The sequence below is a fragment of the Bradyrhizobium sp. WSM1253 genome (genome assembly GCF_000244935.1).
In the GTDB taxonomy this organism is placed as follows: Bacteria; Pseudomonadota; Alphaproteobacteria; order Rhizobiales; family Xanthobacteraceae; genus Bradyrhizobium; species Bradyrhizobium canariense.
In genome coordinates this window covers 5,429,365-5,445,641 of record NZ_JH600073.1, presented here as the reverse complement: position 1 = coordinate 5,445,641, position 16,277 = coordinate 5,429,365, and the positions used below count along the sequence as shown (strand labels likewise).

15 protein-coding genes are annotated in these 16,277 nt (G+C 64.0%); 7 read left to right on the top strand and 8 right to left on the bottom strand.

Annotated features, from left to right (window positions below; translation table 11 throughout):
* The first annotated feature begins 90 nt into the window (after window positions 1-90).
* From BRA1253DRAFT_RS27090 to BRA1253DRAFT_RS27080, 3 genes are all read left to right on the top strand, one after another.
* Window positions 91-309: a hypothetical protein gene (locus BRA1253DRAFT_RS27090; RefSeq protein ID WP_007599638.1), complete on the top strand. Its 219-nt coding sequence runs from the start codon at window positions 91-93 to the stop codon at window positions 307-309.
* Window positions 310-421: 112 nt separating this feature from the next.
* The gene (locus tag BRA1253DRAFT_RS27085; protein WP_007599633.1) at window positions 422-1,531 is read left to right on the top strand and encodes a cyclic nucleotide-gated ion channel; all 1,110 of its coding nucleotides are present in this window, start codon (window positions 422-424) and stop codon (window positions 1,529-1,531) included.
* 12 nt (window positions 1,532-1,543) lie between these two features.
* Window positions 1,544-2,329, top strand: coding sequence for an enoyl-CoA hydratase/isomerase family protein (locus BRA1253DRAFT_RS27080; protein WP_007599632.1), 786 nt, complete (start codon window positions 1,544-1,546; stop codon window positions 2,327-2,329).
* A gap of 226 nt (window positions 2,330-2,555) precedes the next feature.
* Here the strand turns inward: BRA1253DRAFT_RS27080 and BRA1253DRAFT_RS27075 are convergent, their stop codons facing one another.
* On the bottom strand, window positions 2,556-3,200 hold the full coding sequence (locus tag BRA1253DRAFT_RS27075; RefSeq protein ID WP_007599631.1) for a glutathione S-transferase family protein: 645 nt from the start codon (window positions 3,198-3,200) through the stop codon (window positions 2,556-2,558).
* Window positions 3,201-3,282: 82 nt separating this feature from the next.
* Here BRA1253DRAFT_RS27075 and BRA1253DRAFT_RS27070 point away from each other — a divergent pair, with 82 nt between their 5' ends.
* A complete protein-coding gene (locus BRA1253DRAFT_RS27070; protein WP_035994003.1) occupies window positions 3,283-4,302 on the top strand; it encodes a YafY family protein in 1,020 nt (339 codons plus the stop codon).
* Between the two features lie 99 nt (window positions 4,303-4,401).
* Complete coding sequence (locus BRA1253DRAFT_RS27065) at window positions 4,402-4,635, top strand: hypothetical protein (RefSeq protein ID WP_007599629.1); 234 nt, start codon at window positions 4,402-4,404, stop codon at window positions 4,633-4,635.
* A gap of 70 nt (window positions 4,636-4,705) precedes the next feature.
* Here the strand turns inward: BRA1253DRAFT_RS27065 and BRA1253DRAFT_RS27060 are convergent, their stop codons facing one another.
* From BRA1253DRAFT_RS27060 to BRA1253DRAFT_RS27050, 3 genes are all read right to left on the bottom strand, one after another.
* Complete coding sequence (locus tag BRA1253DRAFT_RS27060) at window positions 4,706-5,653, bottom strand: fatty acid desaturase (protein ID WP_007599627.1); 948 nt, start codon at window positions 5,651-5,653, stop codon at window positions 4,706-4,708.
* A 15-nt stretch (window positions 5,654-5,668) separates the two neighbouring features.
* A complete protein-coding gene (locus BRA1253DRAFT_RS27055) occupies window positions 5,669-6,685 on the bottom strand; it encodes an alpha/beta fold hydrolase (RefSeq protein ID WP_007599625.1) in 1,017 nt (338 codons plus the stop codon).
* A gap of 154 nt (window positions 6,686-6,839) precedes the next feature.
* Window positions 6,840-7,640, bottom strand: a complete 801-nt coding sequence (locus tag BRA1253DRAFT_RS27050) for a hypothetical protein (RefSeq protein ID WP_007599623.1) — start codon at window positions 7,638-7,640, stop codon at window positions 6,840-6,842.
* Between the two features lie 191 nt (window positions 7,641-7,831).
* Here BRA1253DRAFT_RS27050 and BRA1253DRAFT_RS27045 point away from each other — a divergent pair, with 191 nt between their 5' ends.
* Window positions 7,832-9,034, top strand: a complete 1,203-nt coding sequence (locus BRA1253DRAFT_RS27045; protein ID WP_007599621.1) for an MFS transporter — start codon at window positions 7,832-7,834, stop codon at window positions 9,032-9,034.
* A 317-nt stretch (window positions 9,035-9,351) separates the two neighbouring features.
* On the opposite strand, the gene BRA1253DRAFT_RS27035 is transcribed toward BRA1253DRAFT_RS27045, so the two are convergent.
* From BRA1253DRAFT_RS27035 to BRA1253DRAFT_RS27025, 3 genes are all read right to left on the bottom strand, one after another.
* Entirely contained in the window at window positions 9,352-9,840 is a 489-nt protein-coding gene (locus BRA1253DRAFT_RS27035) for a DUF2059 domain-containing protein (protein ID WP_007599619.1), read from the bottom strand.
* A gap of 46 nt (window positions 9,841-9,886) precedes the next feature.
* On the bottom strand, window positions 9,887-11,104 hold the full coding sequence (locus tag BRA1253DRAFT_RS27030) for an OpgC domain-containing protein (protein WP_007599617.1): 1,218 nt from the start codon (window positions 11,102-11,104) through the stop codon (window positions 9,887-9,889).
* 313 nt (window positions 11,105-11,417) lie between these two features.
* The gene (locus tag BRA1253DRAFT_RS27025) at window positions 11,418-14,471 is read right to left on the bottom strand and encodes an AAA family ATPase (protein ID WP_007599616.1); all 3,054 of its coding nucleotides are present in this window, start codon (window positions 14,469-14,471) and stop codon (window positions 11,418-11,420) included.
* Window positions 14,472-14,730: 259 nt separating this feature from the next.
* Between BRA1253DRAFT_RS27025 and BRA1253DRAFT_RS27020 the strand changes: the two genes are divergently transcribed.
* Entirely contained in the window at window positions 14,731-15,225 is a 495-nt protein-coding gene (locus tag BRA1253DRAFT_RS27020) for a hypothetical protein (RefSeq protein ID WP_007599614.1), read from the top strand.
* A 146-nt stretch (window positions 15,226-15,371) separates the two neighbouring features.
* On the opposite strand, the gene BRA1253DRAFT_RS27015 is transcribed toward BRA1253DRAFT_RS27020, so the two are convergent.
* Window positions 15,372-16,271, bottom strand: a complete 900-nt coding sequence (locus tag BRA1253DRAFT_RS27015; RefSeq protein ID WP_007599612.1) for an alpha/beta fold hydrolase — start codon at window positions 16,269-16,271, stop codon at window positions 15,372-15,374.
* Window positions 16,272-16,277: the final 6 nt, after the last annotated feature.

The window sequence follows — 16,277 nt, the reverse complement described above, 5'->3', positions numbered from 1 at the left end:
CTGCGGCGGGCCGAGCGACCGGGGGGCCCTAGTCCGGGAACCGTCCCCGGTCCACAACCGTTTGTTCTCGGATCAACCGGAGACTGCGCCATGCGTGCACTCCTCATCATCTTCCTGCTGGGAATGTTGGCGGCGGTTGGCTATTTCGCTTATTCCGCGATGACGGTCGAGGGCGAGCCGATCCCGACGGAAGGCTATGTGGCGCTGGCGCTGGGGGCCGGGTTTTCCGTTGTTGTCGGCATCGGCTTGATGGTGCTGCTGTTCTTCAGCAGCCGTCGCGGCTACGACGAACCGCCGCATTTCAAGTAGCGGCGCGTGGCCGGCGGACGCGCCCGTCGTTGACGACCTCGGCCCGGGCAGGCACTTTGGCACCGAGGTTCCAGCCGGGGACCGCAAAGACAAAACCGAGCCGCCGTCCCGCATGTCCAAGCCGCTGATCTCCGCTATGGCCCAGTTCGCGGCCGCCACAGCCGGCCGCAACATGACCAGGGCGGCCTACGTGGCCGTCGCCGTCGGCGTGCTCGCCATGGTGCTGCTGACGGTCAACCCGGCCTATGAGACAGCGCATCGCTGGGTCGATGCCCTGCTTTGGACCTGCCTCGTCTACTTCGTGTTCGAATGGGTGGTCCGGCTACGCCATATGGCGCGACAGGGGCGCCTTGCACTCTACATGTCCTCCTCCGCCGGGCTGGTCGACACAGTCGGAGCGTTGGCTGTGCCGGCCGCGTTGATTCTCGGGATCGAGCCCAGGACGGCGTGGCTGCTCAGCGTGCTCTGGGTGCTGAAGGTGGTGCCCGGCATTCCCGGCCTGCGGCAGCTCCGCCGCGTGCTGGTGCTGGAATCGGGACCGCTGGTCAGCGTGCTCGTGATCTTCCTGATGGTGGTCTTCCTGGCCTCGGTCGCGGAATATTTCCTGGAGCGGGACGTGCAGCCCCAGACTTTCGGCAGCGTCCCCGCCGCACTGTGGTGGGCCGTCGCAACCCTGACGACGACGGGCTATGGCGACGTCGTGCCGGTGACGCCGCTGGGCCGCATGGTGGCCGCGCTGGTGATGATCTCCGGCCTCGGTGTGTTCGGCCTCTGGACCGGCATCCTGGCGACCGGCTTTGCCGCCGAGACCCGGCGTGACAACTTCCTCAAGACCTGGGAATCCGTCAGCAAGGTGCCGTTCTTCGCGGCGCTTGGGCCGGCCGCCATCGCCGACGTCACCCACATGCTGCGCACCATGGAGCTGCCGGCGCGCACCATGATCATCCGCAAGGGTACGCAGGGCGACTGCATGTATTTCATCGCCGCCGGCGAGGTCGAGGTCGACCTGCCCGGCAAGAAGGTGCAGCTCGGCGACGGCGCCTTCTTCGGCGAGATGGCCTTGCTCGGCAACAATTTGCGCGGCGCCAATGTCTCGACCACCAAGGTGTCGCGGCTTCTTGTGCTCGACCTCGTCGACTTCCGCGTGCTGATGGCGCGGCATCCCGATCTCGCCGAGACCATCGATGCCGAGGCGAAGCGGCGCACGCTCGAAAACAAATAAATGGAGACAAGAATGTCGGATATCACCGACGCGGCCTCTGGCCCCGTGCTCGAAATCACCGGCGCACGCGCCACCATTCGCCTCAACAGGCCTCAACATCTCAACCGGCTCCAGGCCGAGGATCTCGGCGAGCTAGTCAAGCTGTTCGACCGGGTCGAGGCCGATCCCGCCATTCGCGTGCTGGTGCTGACCGGCACCGGGCGCGCCTTCTCCGCGGGCTACGATCTCAATTCCGTTGCCGAGCGCGCGGTCAGTGCGAGCGAGCAGCAGAGCGCGGGCTCGGCGTTCGAGGTCGTCGTCAATCGGCTGGAGGATCTGGGCGTACCCACGATCTGCCGGCTCAATGGCGGCGTCTATGGCGGCTCGACCGATCTCGCGCTCGCCTGTGATTTCCGCATCGGCGTCGACACTGCGGAGATGTTCATGCCCGCGGCCCGGCTCGGGCTGCACTATTACAGCAGCGGCATCAAACGCTATGTGACGCGGCTCGGCGTCGACAATGCGAAGAAGCTGTTCCTGACCGCGCAAAAGATCAGCGCGCCGGAGATGCTGCGGATCGGCTACCTCACCGATATGGTGGCGGTCGAGTTTCTGGACGAGGAGGTCGACAAGCTCGCCAACATCCTCGCCGGCAACGCTCCGCAGGCGATGCGCGGCATGAAGCGCGCGATCAACGAATTTGCCCGCGGCGAACTCGACCAGCAAGCCGCCGACCACCGTCACCGCGACAGCATGCGCGGCGACGAGATCAAGGAAGGCATCAAGGCCTTCGCGGAAAAACGACTGCCTCGGTTTTGAGTGAGATGGACATTATTTCGCAACAGCGCGCCACACCCTCAGTGTCGTCCCGGCTAAGTGCGCAATTGCGCACGGGGGCCGGGACCCATACTCCCAGGAAGGAGTTGTAGGGCGAACTGGTAACTCCGGGTCTTCGCAAAACGTAATCCTGTGCTTATGGGTCCCGGCCTTCGCCGGGACGACACCGGATTTGAGATGCGCGCCGTCGTTCACCGATGCATGCCGCTCACGCTCCAGCAGCCGCAGCATGCTGCGTAGCCATCTCGGCATCGGCCGCAGTGATACGCTGGAACGCCGGCCGCGCCGTCATCCGTTCGGCATAGCGGACGAACACATCCTTCTTCGGCACGATGCCGAACATCATGGTCCAGCTGAACGCGACGCCCCACAGCACATCCGCGGCCGTCATGCGCTCGCCGAGCAGATACGGTCCCTTCGACAGCTGCGCCTCGAGCGCGCCGAGCATGATGTCATAGTCGGCATACGGCGATTGCGTGATCGGTGCCGGCTCGCGCTGCATGAACTTGTCGATCAGGGCCGGCTCGAAGGATGAGCCGTAATAGGCGATCCAGCGCAGATAGGGGCCGCGCAGCGGATCGTTCAGCGCAGGCGTCAGCCCCGCCTCCGGAAAAAGATCGGCGAGGTAGATGGTGATCGCGACCTGCTCGGTCACAAGCTGCCCGTGGTGGCGGATCGCTGGCACCTTGCCGAGCGGGTTGATGGCGAGATAGGCCGGCTGGCGCTGCTCGCCGGCCTTCATGTTGAGGACATGGAGATCATAAGGCGCCCCCAGCTCCTCCAGCAGCACCCGCGTGCCGGTGGCCCGGGTTTGCGGCGAATAATATAACGTGATGCGGTTCGGATCGGTCATAGCGGTCTCCATCTGGCCGGCTGGCGATGGCGTTGTAGCGGACCATACCTGACATCCTGTGTCAGGTATGGTTTAAGAGATCATGCGCGCGAGCCGGATGCTGTCGATCCTCACCACCCTCCAGGCCAAGGGGCAGGTCACCGCGCCCGAGCTCGCGGAGGCCTGCGAAGTCTCGGTGCGCACGATTTACCGCGACATCGACGCGCTCGCGGCGTCCGGCGTCCCTGTCTATGCCGACCGCGGTGCGGAGGGCGGCTATCGCCTGCTCGACGGTTATCGCGTGCGGCTGAATGGTTTGTCGCAAAGCGAGGCGGAAGCGCTGTTTCTGGCGGGATTGCCGGGCCCGGCGGCGGCGTTCGGGCTCGATGCGGCGATGATCGCCGCACAGAACAAGCTGATGGCCGCCCTGCCCGCCAATTTGCGCGAAGACGCGGGACGGATGCAGGAGCGTTTTCATCTCGACGCGCCGGGCTGGTTAGGCGAGGCGGAAGAACCAAAGCATCTGCGCACCATCGCTGCCGCGACCCTGCGCGGGACACTGATCAAAATCCGTTACCAGAGCTGGCGCGCCGAGAAGCACCGCCGCGTCGCGCCGCTCGGTCTCGTGCTGAAAGGCGGCAGCTGGTATCTCGCAGGTCTGGTCGACGGCAGCGTGCGGACCTATCGCGTCGCGCGCGTGCTCGATTGCACGGCGCTCGACGATCGCTGTGAGCGGCCCGCCGGTTTCGATCTCGCCGCCTATTGGCGGGACGCAACGCTGCGTCTCGAGGCCGAGATGCATCCCAATGTCGCGATCGTCCGGCTGTCGCCCTTCGGCGTGAAACTGCTCGACGCACTGAGCCAACCTTACGTCAGGGCGCGTACGCAGCTCGAAGACACCGCAGATGCAGATGGCTGGCGCATTGCCAGAGTGCCGACCGGCAAGACGTCATGGCATGCCGCCGCCGAATTGTTGCGGCTCGGGCCCGAGGCCGAAGTGCTGGAACCGGCCGATCTGCGCGAGAAGATGGCGGAGCTGACAGAGGCGATGGCTGTGCGCTATCGCGCGGCGCGGAAAACAGGACGGCGGCGCAACGCGCCGCGACCGACAAAACACTCCTGAAACACGATTCTCCCCTGCCTGCATGAACGCATCCGCGTTTCGGCTCGACCGAGATGCAGGGACACAACAACGGCCCTTGCGCCACACTGGAGAATGAAGATGTTTCGTAAGCTTGCACTTGGTCTGATCGCCGCCGGCTCGCTCGGCGTTGCCGCTCTCGCCCCCACCGCCGCGTCGGCCCACGGCTTTCACCATCACTGGGGTCCCAGCTGGGGCTTTGGCGGCGTCTACGTCAACAGCGGCGTCAACAATTGCTATCAGGAGCGCGTCGTCCAGACCCGCCACGGCCTGCGCGTCCGCGTCGTCAACGTGTGCGCGTACGGGATCTACTGATATCAGCCGCATTCACGACAAAGCCCCGATCGCACCGCGATCGGGGCCTTTGCGCGTCAACTTTCTTCGGCTAGCCGGCCTGTCTATGTCGCCGAAACCAGGCCCACGTCTCGCGCGTCGTCCTGATGTAGCCGCGGCCACGATGGACGATCTCGCCGTCGACGATTCCGTTCAGCTTTGGCAGCGCGTGGAACGGGATCGAGGGATAGGCGTGGTGCTCGACATGATAGGGCATGTTCCACGCGATCCATTTGACGATTGCGCCGGTGTAGGTCGTGCGAGTGTTCTGGAATGCGCTGCGGGTACGCTCGCAGCCGGTGTGTTCGGCGTAGAGATAGGGCCGCAGGAAGAACTGCCCAATGATCAGCGGCACGATCCAGACCCAGAGCAGCAGCGCCGACGAGAACCACAAGGACAGAACGAGCAGCAACGCATAGAGCGCGGCATAAGCGCGCGCCTCGGTGACGATGATGGCGCGCCTGTTCTCGGGAATCCAGGGCACGACGACCTTGCCGGTGACGGCATGGCCGAGCATCAGCCGCAGGCGTCCGGCGACCTGAAGCACGCCGCTATAGGCGAGCGCGAGCTGCGTGTCGGATTTCGGTTTCACGCCGACGACCAGTTCAGGGTCCTTGTCCGGATCCTGGGTGTAGCGGTGATGGTCCCAGTGAAACAGGCAATAATATTCGTAAGGCAATCCGATGATGAAACCCGAGAGGTAGCCGACCACGAGGTTGAGACCGCGGCTCTTGAACGCCGTCTTGTGCGCGGTCTCGTGCACGGCCATGAACAGGAAGGCGACGAGATAGCCCTGCACCGCTATCAGCGGCAGCGCCCAAAAGACACCCCAGGTCGAAGAGACCCTCCAGATCAGCGCGCCGACTAGTACGACCAGGCCGTAATGGCTGAGGCTTTGCGCGGCACCTCTGAGATTGGAGCGCACCGACAATTCCCGCAGCATCGTCGGCGCCAGCGGCTTCAAGCGATGGCCGGACTCTGAAATCGTTGCGTCGCTCATGATCGGATGCCTGTCCTACTTGCTGAGGAGCTCCGCGATCTCGGCCTTGATGAAGGCCTGATCGCGCGGATTGTTGACGGGGTTGCCGGCGCGATGGCCGTGCAGCGACGGGATCGGATGCAGCACCGCAGAGCGCGCATTGACCAGCCGGCCGAGTTCGTCCTCGTTGTCGCGCACGTCGAAATAGCGGTCGGTCGCACCGGGCATCAGCAGCATGTGGGCCGTGATCGCACCGAGCGCGCGATCGAGATCGCCGTCGAATGTGGCGCAGCGACTGATATCGCCGTTCTGCCAGATCCCAATCTGCGCCAGGAGATCGTTGGCATCGCGCCGGGCAAACGCCGCGTCCCAGCTGCGGGCGAGATAGTCGTCCAGCGAGGTGAAGCCCGCTTCGCGCCAGATCTCGTCGCGATAGAAACCGTGCGACATCGCCCAACCCGCGTAGACGCGCCCCATGGCGCGATAGCCTGCGACGGGCTTCTCGGCGAAGCGGCCGTCGCGGAAGGCGGGGTCGGCGGTCAGCGCGGCCTTCACGCTTTCCAGGAAGACGTAATTATAGGCCGCGCAGCGGGCACTGCCGCAGACGACGGCCGCCCGCTCGACCATATCGGGATGCAGCGCCGCCCAGTGATAGGCTTGCATGCCGCCCATCGACCAGCCATAGACCAGGGCAAGCTTCGAGATGCCGAACCGCTCGGTGAGCAGCCGGTGCTGGACCGCGATGGCATCGTGATAGGTCAGGATCGGGAACGGCGCGGCGGTATTCGACGGCGAGGACGACAGCCCGTTACCGAACAGATTCGGGATGATGATGAAGTACCGCGTAGGGTCGAGCATCCCGTCGGGGCCAATCAGCCACTCGGTGTCGGCGTGCTGCGCGCTGAACGAGGTCGGATAGAGAATCACGTTGTCCTTGTCCGGACTGAGCGTGCCGTAGGTCTTGTAGGCGAGCTTGAGCGAAGGGACGACGACCCCGGACCGGAGCGCGACGTCGCCGGCCTCGAAGATCTCGTAGTCGCGCCCTGCCGTCATGGACCGAACTCCCGCTCACGCGGCAAGCGCGCCGCGGAAACAGCGATGCATCGATCATGCCGGTCCCGCAGACGCATCGTCGCGTCACGCTTAATAACTGTACTTATAGTCCATTTATTGTGGACCAGCAAGATAAATGCGGTCTCGCGCCGGCTCATGCGATGGCGGCCAGATAGCGCGCGACAGAGGCCGCGAATGCGGCCTTGGCGCCTGCGGCGATATTGCGATCCCACCAGGCGCCGTAGACACGGTCGAAGGCCAGCGGCTCGATGGCAGCCGCAATCCGTCGCACCGCGGCGGCGTTGAGCGGCATGTAGTTCGGATAGGAGTACATGAAGCTGACGAAGCGGCGATCCATCGTCACCTGCGCGATATCGCCGGTGAGCAGCGCACCCCTGCCGTCCGCACCACTCGCGTGGTGCAGCATGGTGGCGCCGGCGAAATGACCGCCGGTGCGCAGCAGCAGCACATCGTCGGAGATGCGATGGCTTTCGCCGGTCCAGTGCACGATCGAGGAATGCGGACGCGTCACCCATTGGCGATCATCGGCGTGCAAATAGACCGGCACGCCCCCGAACGCCTCGCTCCAGTCGGCGAGCGCGCCATAATAATGCGGATGCGAGATCGCAATCGCCTTCAACCCGCCGAGCGACCGCACATGCGCGATCGCCTCCGGCGTCGCCAGCGGGATGCAGTCCCACATCAGCCAGCCGTCCGCGAGCGGCACCAGCAGCGCGCGCTGACCGATGGCAAAGCTTGGCTCGAGCGCGATGCCGGTCAGGCCGAGGTCGTCGCGCCAGACCATGCGGTGACGTTCCGAGAGCGCCTCGCGCGTGAGGAAAGTCTGTCCGTTCCAGCCGACGTATTGCCGTTCGTCCTCGCAAATTTCACAGGACGTTGGCGGATTTTCGCCCGGAAATTGCGCGCCGCAGGTTTCGCAGGTCCAGAGGGGCATGCCGTACTCCCGACAAAGACGATCCAACGTCAATAGGGAATTGCTGGCCGTGATCGCAAGCCCCGCCGACCGGGCGAAACCTGGAACCAACCCGATCAGCGCCCGTTAAACTCTCGTCCGCGCCAGAACGATTGGCTGAAAGGATCATGTCCCACCCGCCGTATCCCGGCTGAGACCACGTTTTGGTATCGATGACATCGCGGTCCCCCTCCTCGTCTCGTATCTGGCCCCTGTTCGCTCTCAACTTCTTCATGGCCGACATGCAGTCGGGCATCGGCCCTTTCGTCGGCGTCTTCCTCCAGGAGCGCGGCTGGGCGAGCGGCTTGATCGGCACCGCGATGACGATCGGCAATGTCGCGGGCATGCTGATCACCACGCCGATCGGCGGCTTCATCGACGCGAGCCGCAACAAGCGGATGTGGGTCGTGATTCCCGGCATCTGCGTGGTGCTCGCGTCCGCGATCATCCTGATCTCGCAGAATTTCTGGGCAGTGACGTTCTCGCAAGTCGCACAATCCCTTGCGAGCGCCGCGATCGTGCCGGCTGTCACAGGCATCACGCTCGGCATTGCCAAGCAGAAGGGCTTCAACGCGCTCAACGGCCGCAACCAGGCCTTCAACCACGCCGGCAACATGGTCGGCGCCGCGCTGTCGGGCTATCTGGGTTACAAGTTCGGCTACGTCTCGGTGTTCGTGTTGGCGGCTGTGTTCGGCGCCATCGCGATCGCCTGCGTGATGATGATCCCGGCCAAGGCGATCGACGATCGCGCTGCGCGCGGCAGCAAGGAGGACGATCCCGACAGCGCGCCGGACGCGTTCACGATGCTGCTCAAGCACCGCGCGCTGCTGGTGCTGGCATTGGCGCTCGCGCTGTTTCATCTCGGCAATGCCGCCATCGTTCCGCTCTATGGCCTGGCGGCGGTCGCGGAAGGCCAAGCCAATGGCCCGAGCTTCGTCGCGACCACCGTGGTGATCGCGCAAGGCGTCATGATCATCACGTCGCTGATCGCCATGAAAGCGGCGAGCAAGCGCAACTACTGGCCTGTCATCCTCGTCTCCTTCATGTTCCTGCCCATCCGCGGCGTGCTCGCCTTCTTCGTCACGGGCTGGTGGGGCGTCGTACCGATGCAGGTGCTCGACGGCATCGGCACGGGACTCCAGACGGTTGCCGTCCCCGGCATGGTCGCGCGCGCGCTCAACGGCACCGGCCGCATCAATCTCGGCCAGGGTGCCGTGATCACCGTGCAGGGCATCGGCGCGAGCCTCAGTCCCGCGCTTGGCGGCTGGATCGCGCAATGGATCGGCTACGGCCCGACGTTCCTGCTGCTCGGCGGTTTTGGCCTCGCGTCGATGGCGCTGTGGTTCGCGTTCGGTGCCCACGTGAAGAAGTATTGAGGCGTCCTTTTTCGCTCTCCCTGTTCTTGCGGGAGAGCGAGAAGAGGAATGCGTCAAGTCCCAAAATTCTTCTGGATCGCCTTGTCGAGCGTTCACCGCCGACGAAGCGCTGGCGCAGCTCGCGCTTGCCCGCGATCCAGATCGTCGGCGGCGCGAAGAACGACGTGACCTTGTGCGCCTGGATCAATGAGAGGATGTTGTCGGCCGCAGGCTTGCCCGTGATCACGCCGGAGGCGCCGAGATAGATTTGCGGCCCCAAGAACACGTCGAGCCGCGCGGGCGCTGGCCGCGTCAATCAGCCAGCGAGCGCGGCAAGCTCAGAGCTTGTGCCCCTTCTGGCGCAGCGCCTCGATGAGACGCTGCTTCAATTCGTCGGCCGTCTTCTGGCCGACGTCCTGGCCGATCTGCGCGCTTGCCTGCGCCAGCGCATCCGACTTCTCCAGAAGCTTCTTCCCGGTCGGCTGGACATAGAAGGCCTCGATCTGGCGCAGCTCGTCGATGCTGAAGCTCTGGGCGTAGAGAGCGGCGACCTGGTCGATCATCGAGGTGAGGGCCGGAGTGTAGATCTCGGAGCCGGGTGCCGTCACTGCGTCATAGTCGCGTTCGATCTCCGGCCTGTCCTGCGCGACCACGGGCCTCAGCTTGAGCAGGAGCTGCGGCAACAGCGCGCGATACTGATCCGCGATCTTCAGGGTGACCACGAGCTTGCGCGCCGCGCTCATCGCCTCCGGCGAGGGTGCTTGCGCCGATGCACCCGAGATCAGAAGCAGGAGGGTGCCGGCGATCGTCAACACAAGTCTGGACATAAACGTCTCCGTTGGATCTCTCCACGAAAATGCAGGCCGGCGATCCTCAATGACCCGCGGGCGCCACGGCAGACCTGTCCGCGGGCGCGCTTTCCAGGACGGTGTCGGCCTCCTCGATCTCCGTCACCTTCACGAACAGGTTCGGCACCCGTTCGGCCCGGTCGAGCAGCCAGGCGGCGGCGATCATGATGACGATGCCGACGACGGAGACCGCGAGCTGTTCCCATACGCCCTTGGTGTATTGCGTCAGGATCCAGTGCGCCGAGAACGACAGGAAGACGCCGAGGCAGAAGATCGGCAGCGAATGCTGACCGCAGAGGATCACGGGGCGCAGCCAGGCCCCGTGCAGGGTCCGCCATTTGCGCGAGATGAGGTGCGTCACCCAGATTGCCAGCGCCAGGAAATGCGTGAAGCGCAGCATGTCGAGGTCGGTCTTGTCGATCGGGTAGATCGCCTTGATCATCCATTTCGGGATCAGGGCATCGAGCGAGGGGACGTGCCAGGTCATCACGATCAGCAGCGCGAACGCCAGCCAGGCCGCGGCCAACGTCATTGCCGCCTTGGACCACACCCATCTCGCGATCTTGTCGATCTGGCCGATGCCGCACCAGGCCGCGAACACGAACATCAGCTGCCAGCAGAACGGATTGAAGTACCAGTGCGTGCCGGGCGGATAGGAGGCGACGTTCCAGTCGAACCAGCGCGCCAGCACGTAGAGCACCACGGACGCGGCGAGCGTCAGGTTCGGCCGCCGCACCAGGCACCACACGATGAAAGGCGAGGCGAACACCAGCGTGATGTAGAGCGGCAGCACGTCGAGATTGACCGGCTTGTACTTCAGGAGGATCGCCTGCCCGATCAGCTCGTCCGGATGCGACAGGAAATTGAAGACATTGAACTCGTGCTCGTACATCGGATTGTCGAAGCGGCGCGCGGTGCGGGCGATCTGTGCCGTGAACAGCAGGAACAGCATGATGTGGGCGACATACATCTCGACCGCGCGCCGCCACAGCCGCTTCAGCGCGGCGGCAAACCAGCCGCCCGCGACGATCGGGCCGTAGATCCAGCCGACCAGATAACCGGAGATGAAGACGAAGAATTCGGCGGCGTCGCTGAAGCCGTAATTGCGCAAGGTCAGCCAGGCCACGACGTCGTGCGGGATGTGGTCGAGGAAGATCATCCACAGACCGATGCCGCGGAAGAGATCGAGCCGCAGGTCGCGCTCGACCGGCGCGAGCAGCGCTGACTGGTCCCGTGTGATCATGGCCCCGCCTCGTTCGGTGGGCGTCGCGCCGTCGCGGCGCCGGAAAATCGGATGCTAAAAAATTGAAATCAAAAGTCGCCTGGCCGTGTGGCCAGGGCCGACGGTAGCCGACCTTGCTGCGCGTGCAAGGGCCTAGTCATCGGAGCGGACCGCACCAGCGGGCCCTCCTCCGCGCTGCACCATGGTGGCCCTTCAAGATAAAAGGGCGAAAACAACCCCATGCACAGTAGCTAACCCGTTGCGGCGCCTGCTGAATTTATTTGACACGTCGGGCAGATTTCGGCCGTGACGGCGGCCCCGGCCGCCGCTGCCGTCAGCTGAGCTCGTCATCGGTCGCCTGCATCTCGTTGAGCATCGCCTCAGCCTTGTGCCGCAGCGGCAGCGCGCCGCTCTCGGCGGCGATCGCGATGGTCGCGCGCAGGGCGCTAAGGATCGCCGCCTTGGCCTCCGCATCCGACGGCGGCGTCACCACGGCCTCGCCGAACAGGGCCTCCGCCTCCAGCCCGGAGAACCCCTGTTGCCGCGCGGTGTTGCGCGCCTCGCGCAGCATGTTCTGCGCCGCCTGGACGTCGCCGAGACGGTGGGTGGCGAGCGCCAGGTAAATCGAGCTGCGCAGCACCGCCGAGGTATAGCCGACCGCCTTCGCCTCCTCACGCGCTTCCGTCAGCATCCCGCGCGCCCGGTCGAACAGCCCCTGCTCCAGATAGGCCATGCCGAGATGGCAGGCGAGCACCGGCACGAACAGCCGGATGCCGTGCTTCTGCGCCAGGACAAAACCGTCTTCGAGAATGGCCGCAGCCGCCGCCGGCTCGCCGCGCCCGAGCATCAGCCAGCCGCCGCTATAGGCAGCCGCGACGCGGTCGTAGGGGCGGCCGGTCTCCTCCGCGATCGCGGCGGCCTGCTGCTGGAGCTGCTCGGCGGCGTCGAACTCACCCATGACGGTGTGGGTGAAGCTTTTCATCATGCAGCAGAGCAGGAGCACATATTTAGGCATGGTGCTCTTGGGGGCGTCGGCATTTGGCCCCTCCAGTCGATAGCAGGCTCTTGCGACCGTCTGCTCTGCTTCCCGGTAGCGTCCGGCGAGGAAATAGGCCTGACCCAAGCCATACAGCGCAACGTTGAGCCATCCGAGATCTCCCCCGTGCTCCGCAAGGCTGACGATCTGTTCACCGGTTGCAACCGCCTCGATCGGCGTACCGTAAAAGTTCTGGGCGGCCGCTCTGACGGTCATGGCGGCGATCTTTCTTGCGGTATCATCTATAACATTAGCCCGCCGTTCCGCTTCTCTTCCAAGCTCAAACCATTCGGCCACCAGTCCAGACGCCATGAAAGCCGAGCGTGCCTCGATACGAATATCTATCGCGCGAGCTTCACGCGAAGGGCTCGTCGGCATCATATCCAACGACTTCATCGCGGTTTCGAAGTAGGTGGCAGCATCTGAAAACGCAGAACGAGCCAGGCACTTTTGCGCTGCCGCCCGGCCGTGGAGAAAGGACCTGTCCCAATCCTTTGCACGAGTCGCATGATAACAAAGCTCGTCAGAATCGCTGGATTTTCGTTCGTCAGACTCTAGCGCCGCTAGAATGCGCGAATGAATGCTTTCACGCACTTTTTCGACCATCGATTCGTAGGTCACTTGCCGGACCATGTCGTGCCGAAACTCAAGAACGCTCTCCAATTCGCTATCGATCCTGACCAGCAGTTCGACTCGATCAAGAGCCGCCACGGCGGTCTGGAAAACGTCTTCGGGGAGCGCCGCGACGCTCCGCAATATGGCTTCGCTGGATCGTCGCCCCAGAGTAGCCGCGATCTGCAAGATTTGGCGTTCCGGCCTCGACACGCGATCAAGCCGCGCAGCAATGACCCCTTGGATACTCGTGGGAATTCCAAGCTCGTCGATCGGACGGACCAAAGCGAGGTCGCCCCACTGGCCCCGAAGCGTGCCGTTGTCCTTGAGGCCACGACAAACCTCTTCGATAAAGAGTGGGACGTTGGCCGTATGAGAAATGATCCGGTCTTTCAGATCGGCATTGTCCGATGACCCGAGCATGTCGCCCAGCATGTCCCGACTGGAATCATCGTCCAATGGGCGCATCGCAACGACTTCGGCCTGGCAGCGCGCGACCCAGAATGGCATGCCGTCCGGCCTGCTTGTAAGGAGCACAAGAAGACCGGCGGCCTGTAGTGACGACAGAGCAGCCACCACAGTATCGCTGGCTCGATCGATCCAATGCAGGTCCTCGATCAGGAGTACTGTGCGTTGGTGACGCGCTACACTCCCGACAATGGCGCAGCTCGCGTCGGAAATTGCACGTCCTCGCGCGTGAGGCTCCAGTTCATCCCACTGCGGATGCGAGATCGGAAGGTCCAGCACAGCTTCGACAGCGCATTGTTCGATCACCGGCAAATCGGACCGAGAGTCGCGTGCGTTGCCAATTTCCTTTGCCGTCGTCTCAAAAATCGAAAGCAGCACGCGTTTGAGCGTGCTGAATGGTGCTCCCTGCAAATTCGGGCTGCACTCCGCATCGATCAGGCGCCAACCCGCGGCCTTCAGGTCCTGGGCAAATTCGTGCGCGAGTCGTGACTTTCCTATGCCAGCGTCCCCCAGCAGAAGAACGGTCTGTCGGCTCGCCCCAGCATTCTCCGCCGTGCGTCTCAACAAGGCGCGCTCGACAGTTCGATCGACGAATCGGGAAATACTGCGTGCCCGCCGCACTCTCCAGCTCGAAAGATCGCTCGCGCCCATGACCCGGTAGACCGGCAGGGGCTCCGCGAAGCCACGCAATGCCTTGCGGCCCAGAAAATCGAAGCGGACGTGCCCGTCCGCGAGTTGCTGGCAAGCTTCCGACACGTAGATCTGGTTGGCTTCTGCCGCCGCTTCCAGCCGCGCGGCCAGATGTTGGGCGGCGCCGCCGATCTCGTAGACTTTGGAGAATTCGCTGGCGACCATATAGGCGACGACGTGTCCGGAATGCAGGCCGATCCTGACCTGAAGCCCGGCATCCCCCAGGCCTGCAACCCGCCGGACGAGCTCGATGGCCGCATGGCACGCCAGCGGGGCATGGTTGTCATCGGCGATCGGGGCACCAAACACCGCTGCCACTCCGTCGCCAAGCTCCTTGCTGACGATGCCTCCGAACTGACGCACCGCGCCCCTCATGGCAGCCAGTGCGGGCTCCAAGCGAGAGACCGCTTCCTCCGGCTCCAATTCGGCAACAAGACCGGTGGAATCGATGACATCCGCACGAAGGATCGTCACAAACCGCCGCTCGCTATCCGGTTCGACGCGGTGACGCACGGCCGCCCCGCATTTGGCGCACCAGCTGTCGCCTGGGGTGATTGTAGACTGGCATGTGAAGCAGTGCATTCCAGCGCCTTCGAGCGGTTGCGGCCTGGCTCGTGCAAGAGGCCGCGAGCAACGAATGTAAGACTACTCGATGACGGCTGCCAAGCAATCAGCACACCGGCACACAATCGACAGACCGCACTTGACGAAGGGTCCTTGGATGGACGGGGTACGCTGCTGGGTGGTAACTTCATTCCGCGCAAGGCGGGCTATTGGGTGGGTCGGTGTTGCCGGACAGCCAAATATTGCGCCCGGCGACGCCAGATTTGGAGGAAAGACAATGGGCGCGAGAGTATATAGCGAAGAGCCATTCAAAGATTTGATGAACGACAATTATTTTCCGCTGGAAAACATGCAGCGGAGCGTGGACATCCTCAAGGCGTCCCCGGACATCCACTTGCCGACCCTGGAATACGGGCAGTATCACCTGATCCTGACGCCGGCGGACAAATGGCCCGCCGGGAGCGGGGCGTACTGGCACAAGGAAAAGGGCCGGGCTCGCGTCGACCTCAGCACCCAGCCCAACACGATCCCGTTGTCCAAAGACGAGCCGGGCGTCATCCCCTTGACGCGATGCGATCTGCTCGATGCTTGCGTCCGGAAGTGCTTCAACTCCGAGCCGCCGATCCCGATGAAGACGAAGATCGTCACGCACAAGGCGAGCGACGCCTATGCGCACCGGCATGAGATTCGGCTGGAGTGGGAGTATCGCGATGGCGACGACAAGGCGCCGACGCTGCTCTATCTGACGATGGTGTGTCCGCACAGACCCTGATCTTCGGATAGCACGCAAAACGCATTACGCCCGCGCGACTGGCGCGGGCGTAATGTTTGCTTCTGATCGCCGCCCGCCCCAAGAACGGCCCTCGCGCTCGCCAAGACCGCGCTGTCGAAGGAAGCAGCACGGCCAAGCCGCTGATCCTATCCACCGCCGCCGAAAAACCGGTTCAGCTCGTACGCAGTCTGCTGCGGAAGCTCCTCCGGGAAGAAGTGCCCGCCATCAAGCGGCTTTCCGTCGACGTCATCTGCCCACGCCCGCCAGAGCCCCAAGGGGCCGCCCTCGCTCGCATACCACGCGTTCAGGGGGCCGCGACCGCTCCAGAGCACGCGCACAGGGCAGTCAATTCGGCGGCCGGAACGACGGTCCGCCAGATCGTGCGCGTGATCGAGTGTCGCGGCCGCACGATATTCCTCGCAGATCGCATGAACATGCGCCTCATCGCTCAACGCTTCGATATAGGCTGCCCTGACCGCCGGACTGAAACTGCCGGCTGAAGACCCCCAGCCATGCAGCGCATTGTCGACGACGGCGTCGGGGGCTGCCGACAATAGCCGCTCGGGAAGAGGTTCAGGTTGCGCAAGCAATGACCACGGCCAATAGCCGACCGTCAGGTCCTTGTCGGCGCGCTCCCAGGCGTCGGCGATCGGAACGACGTCCAGGACGGCAAGCCGCTGCACACGTTCACGGTGATCAAGCGCGAGCCGATAGGCGACACGGCCGCCGCGATCATGGCCCGCGACCGAGAAACGGTCGAAACCGAGCTTCGTCATGACGGACACCATGTCATTTGCCATCGCTCGTTTTGCATATGGCGCATGGTCCGGACTGGAAGGAGGACAATCGCTGCGGCCATATCCGCGAAGATCGGCGCAGACCACGGTGAAGTTCTGCGCGAGCAACGGCGCAACGTCGCGCCACATCAGATGCGTCTGCGGAAATCCGTGCAACAGGAGAACGGCCGGCCCCGAACCGGCTCGACGAATGAAGATCCGGGCCTCGTCCGCCTGAACATCGGCGGCGTCGAAATCCTCGAACTGCATTGGCCC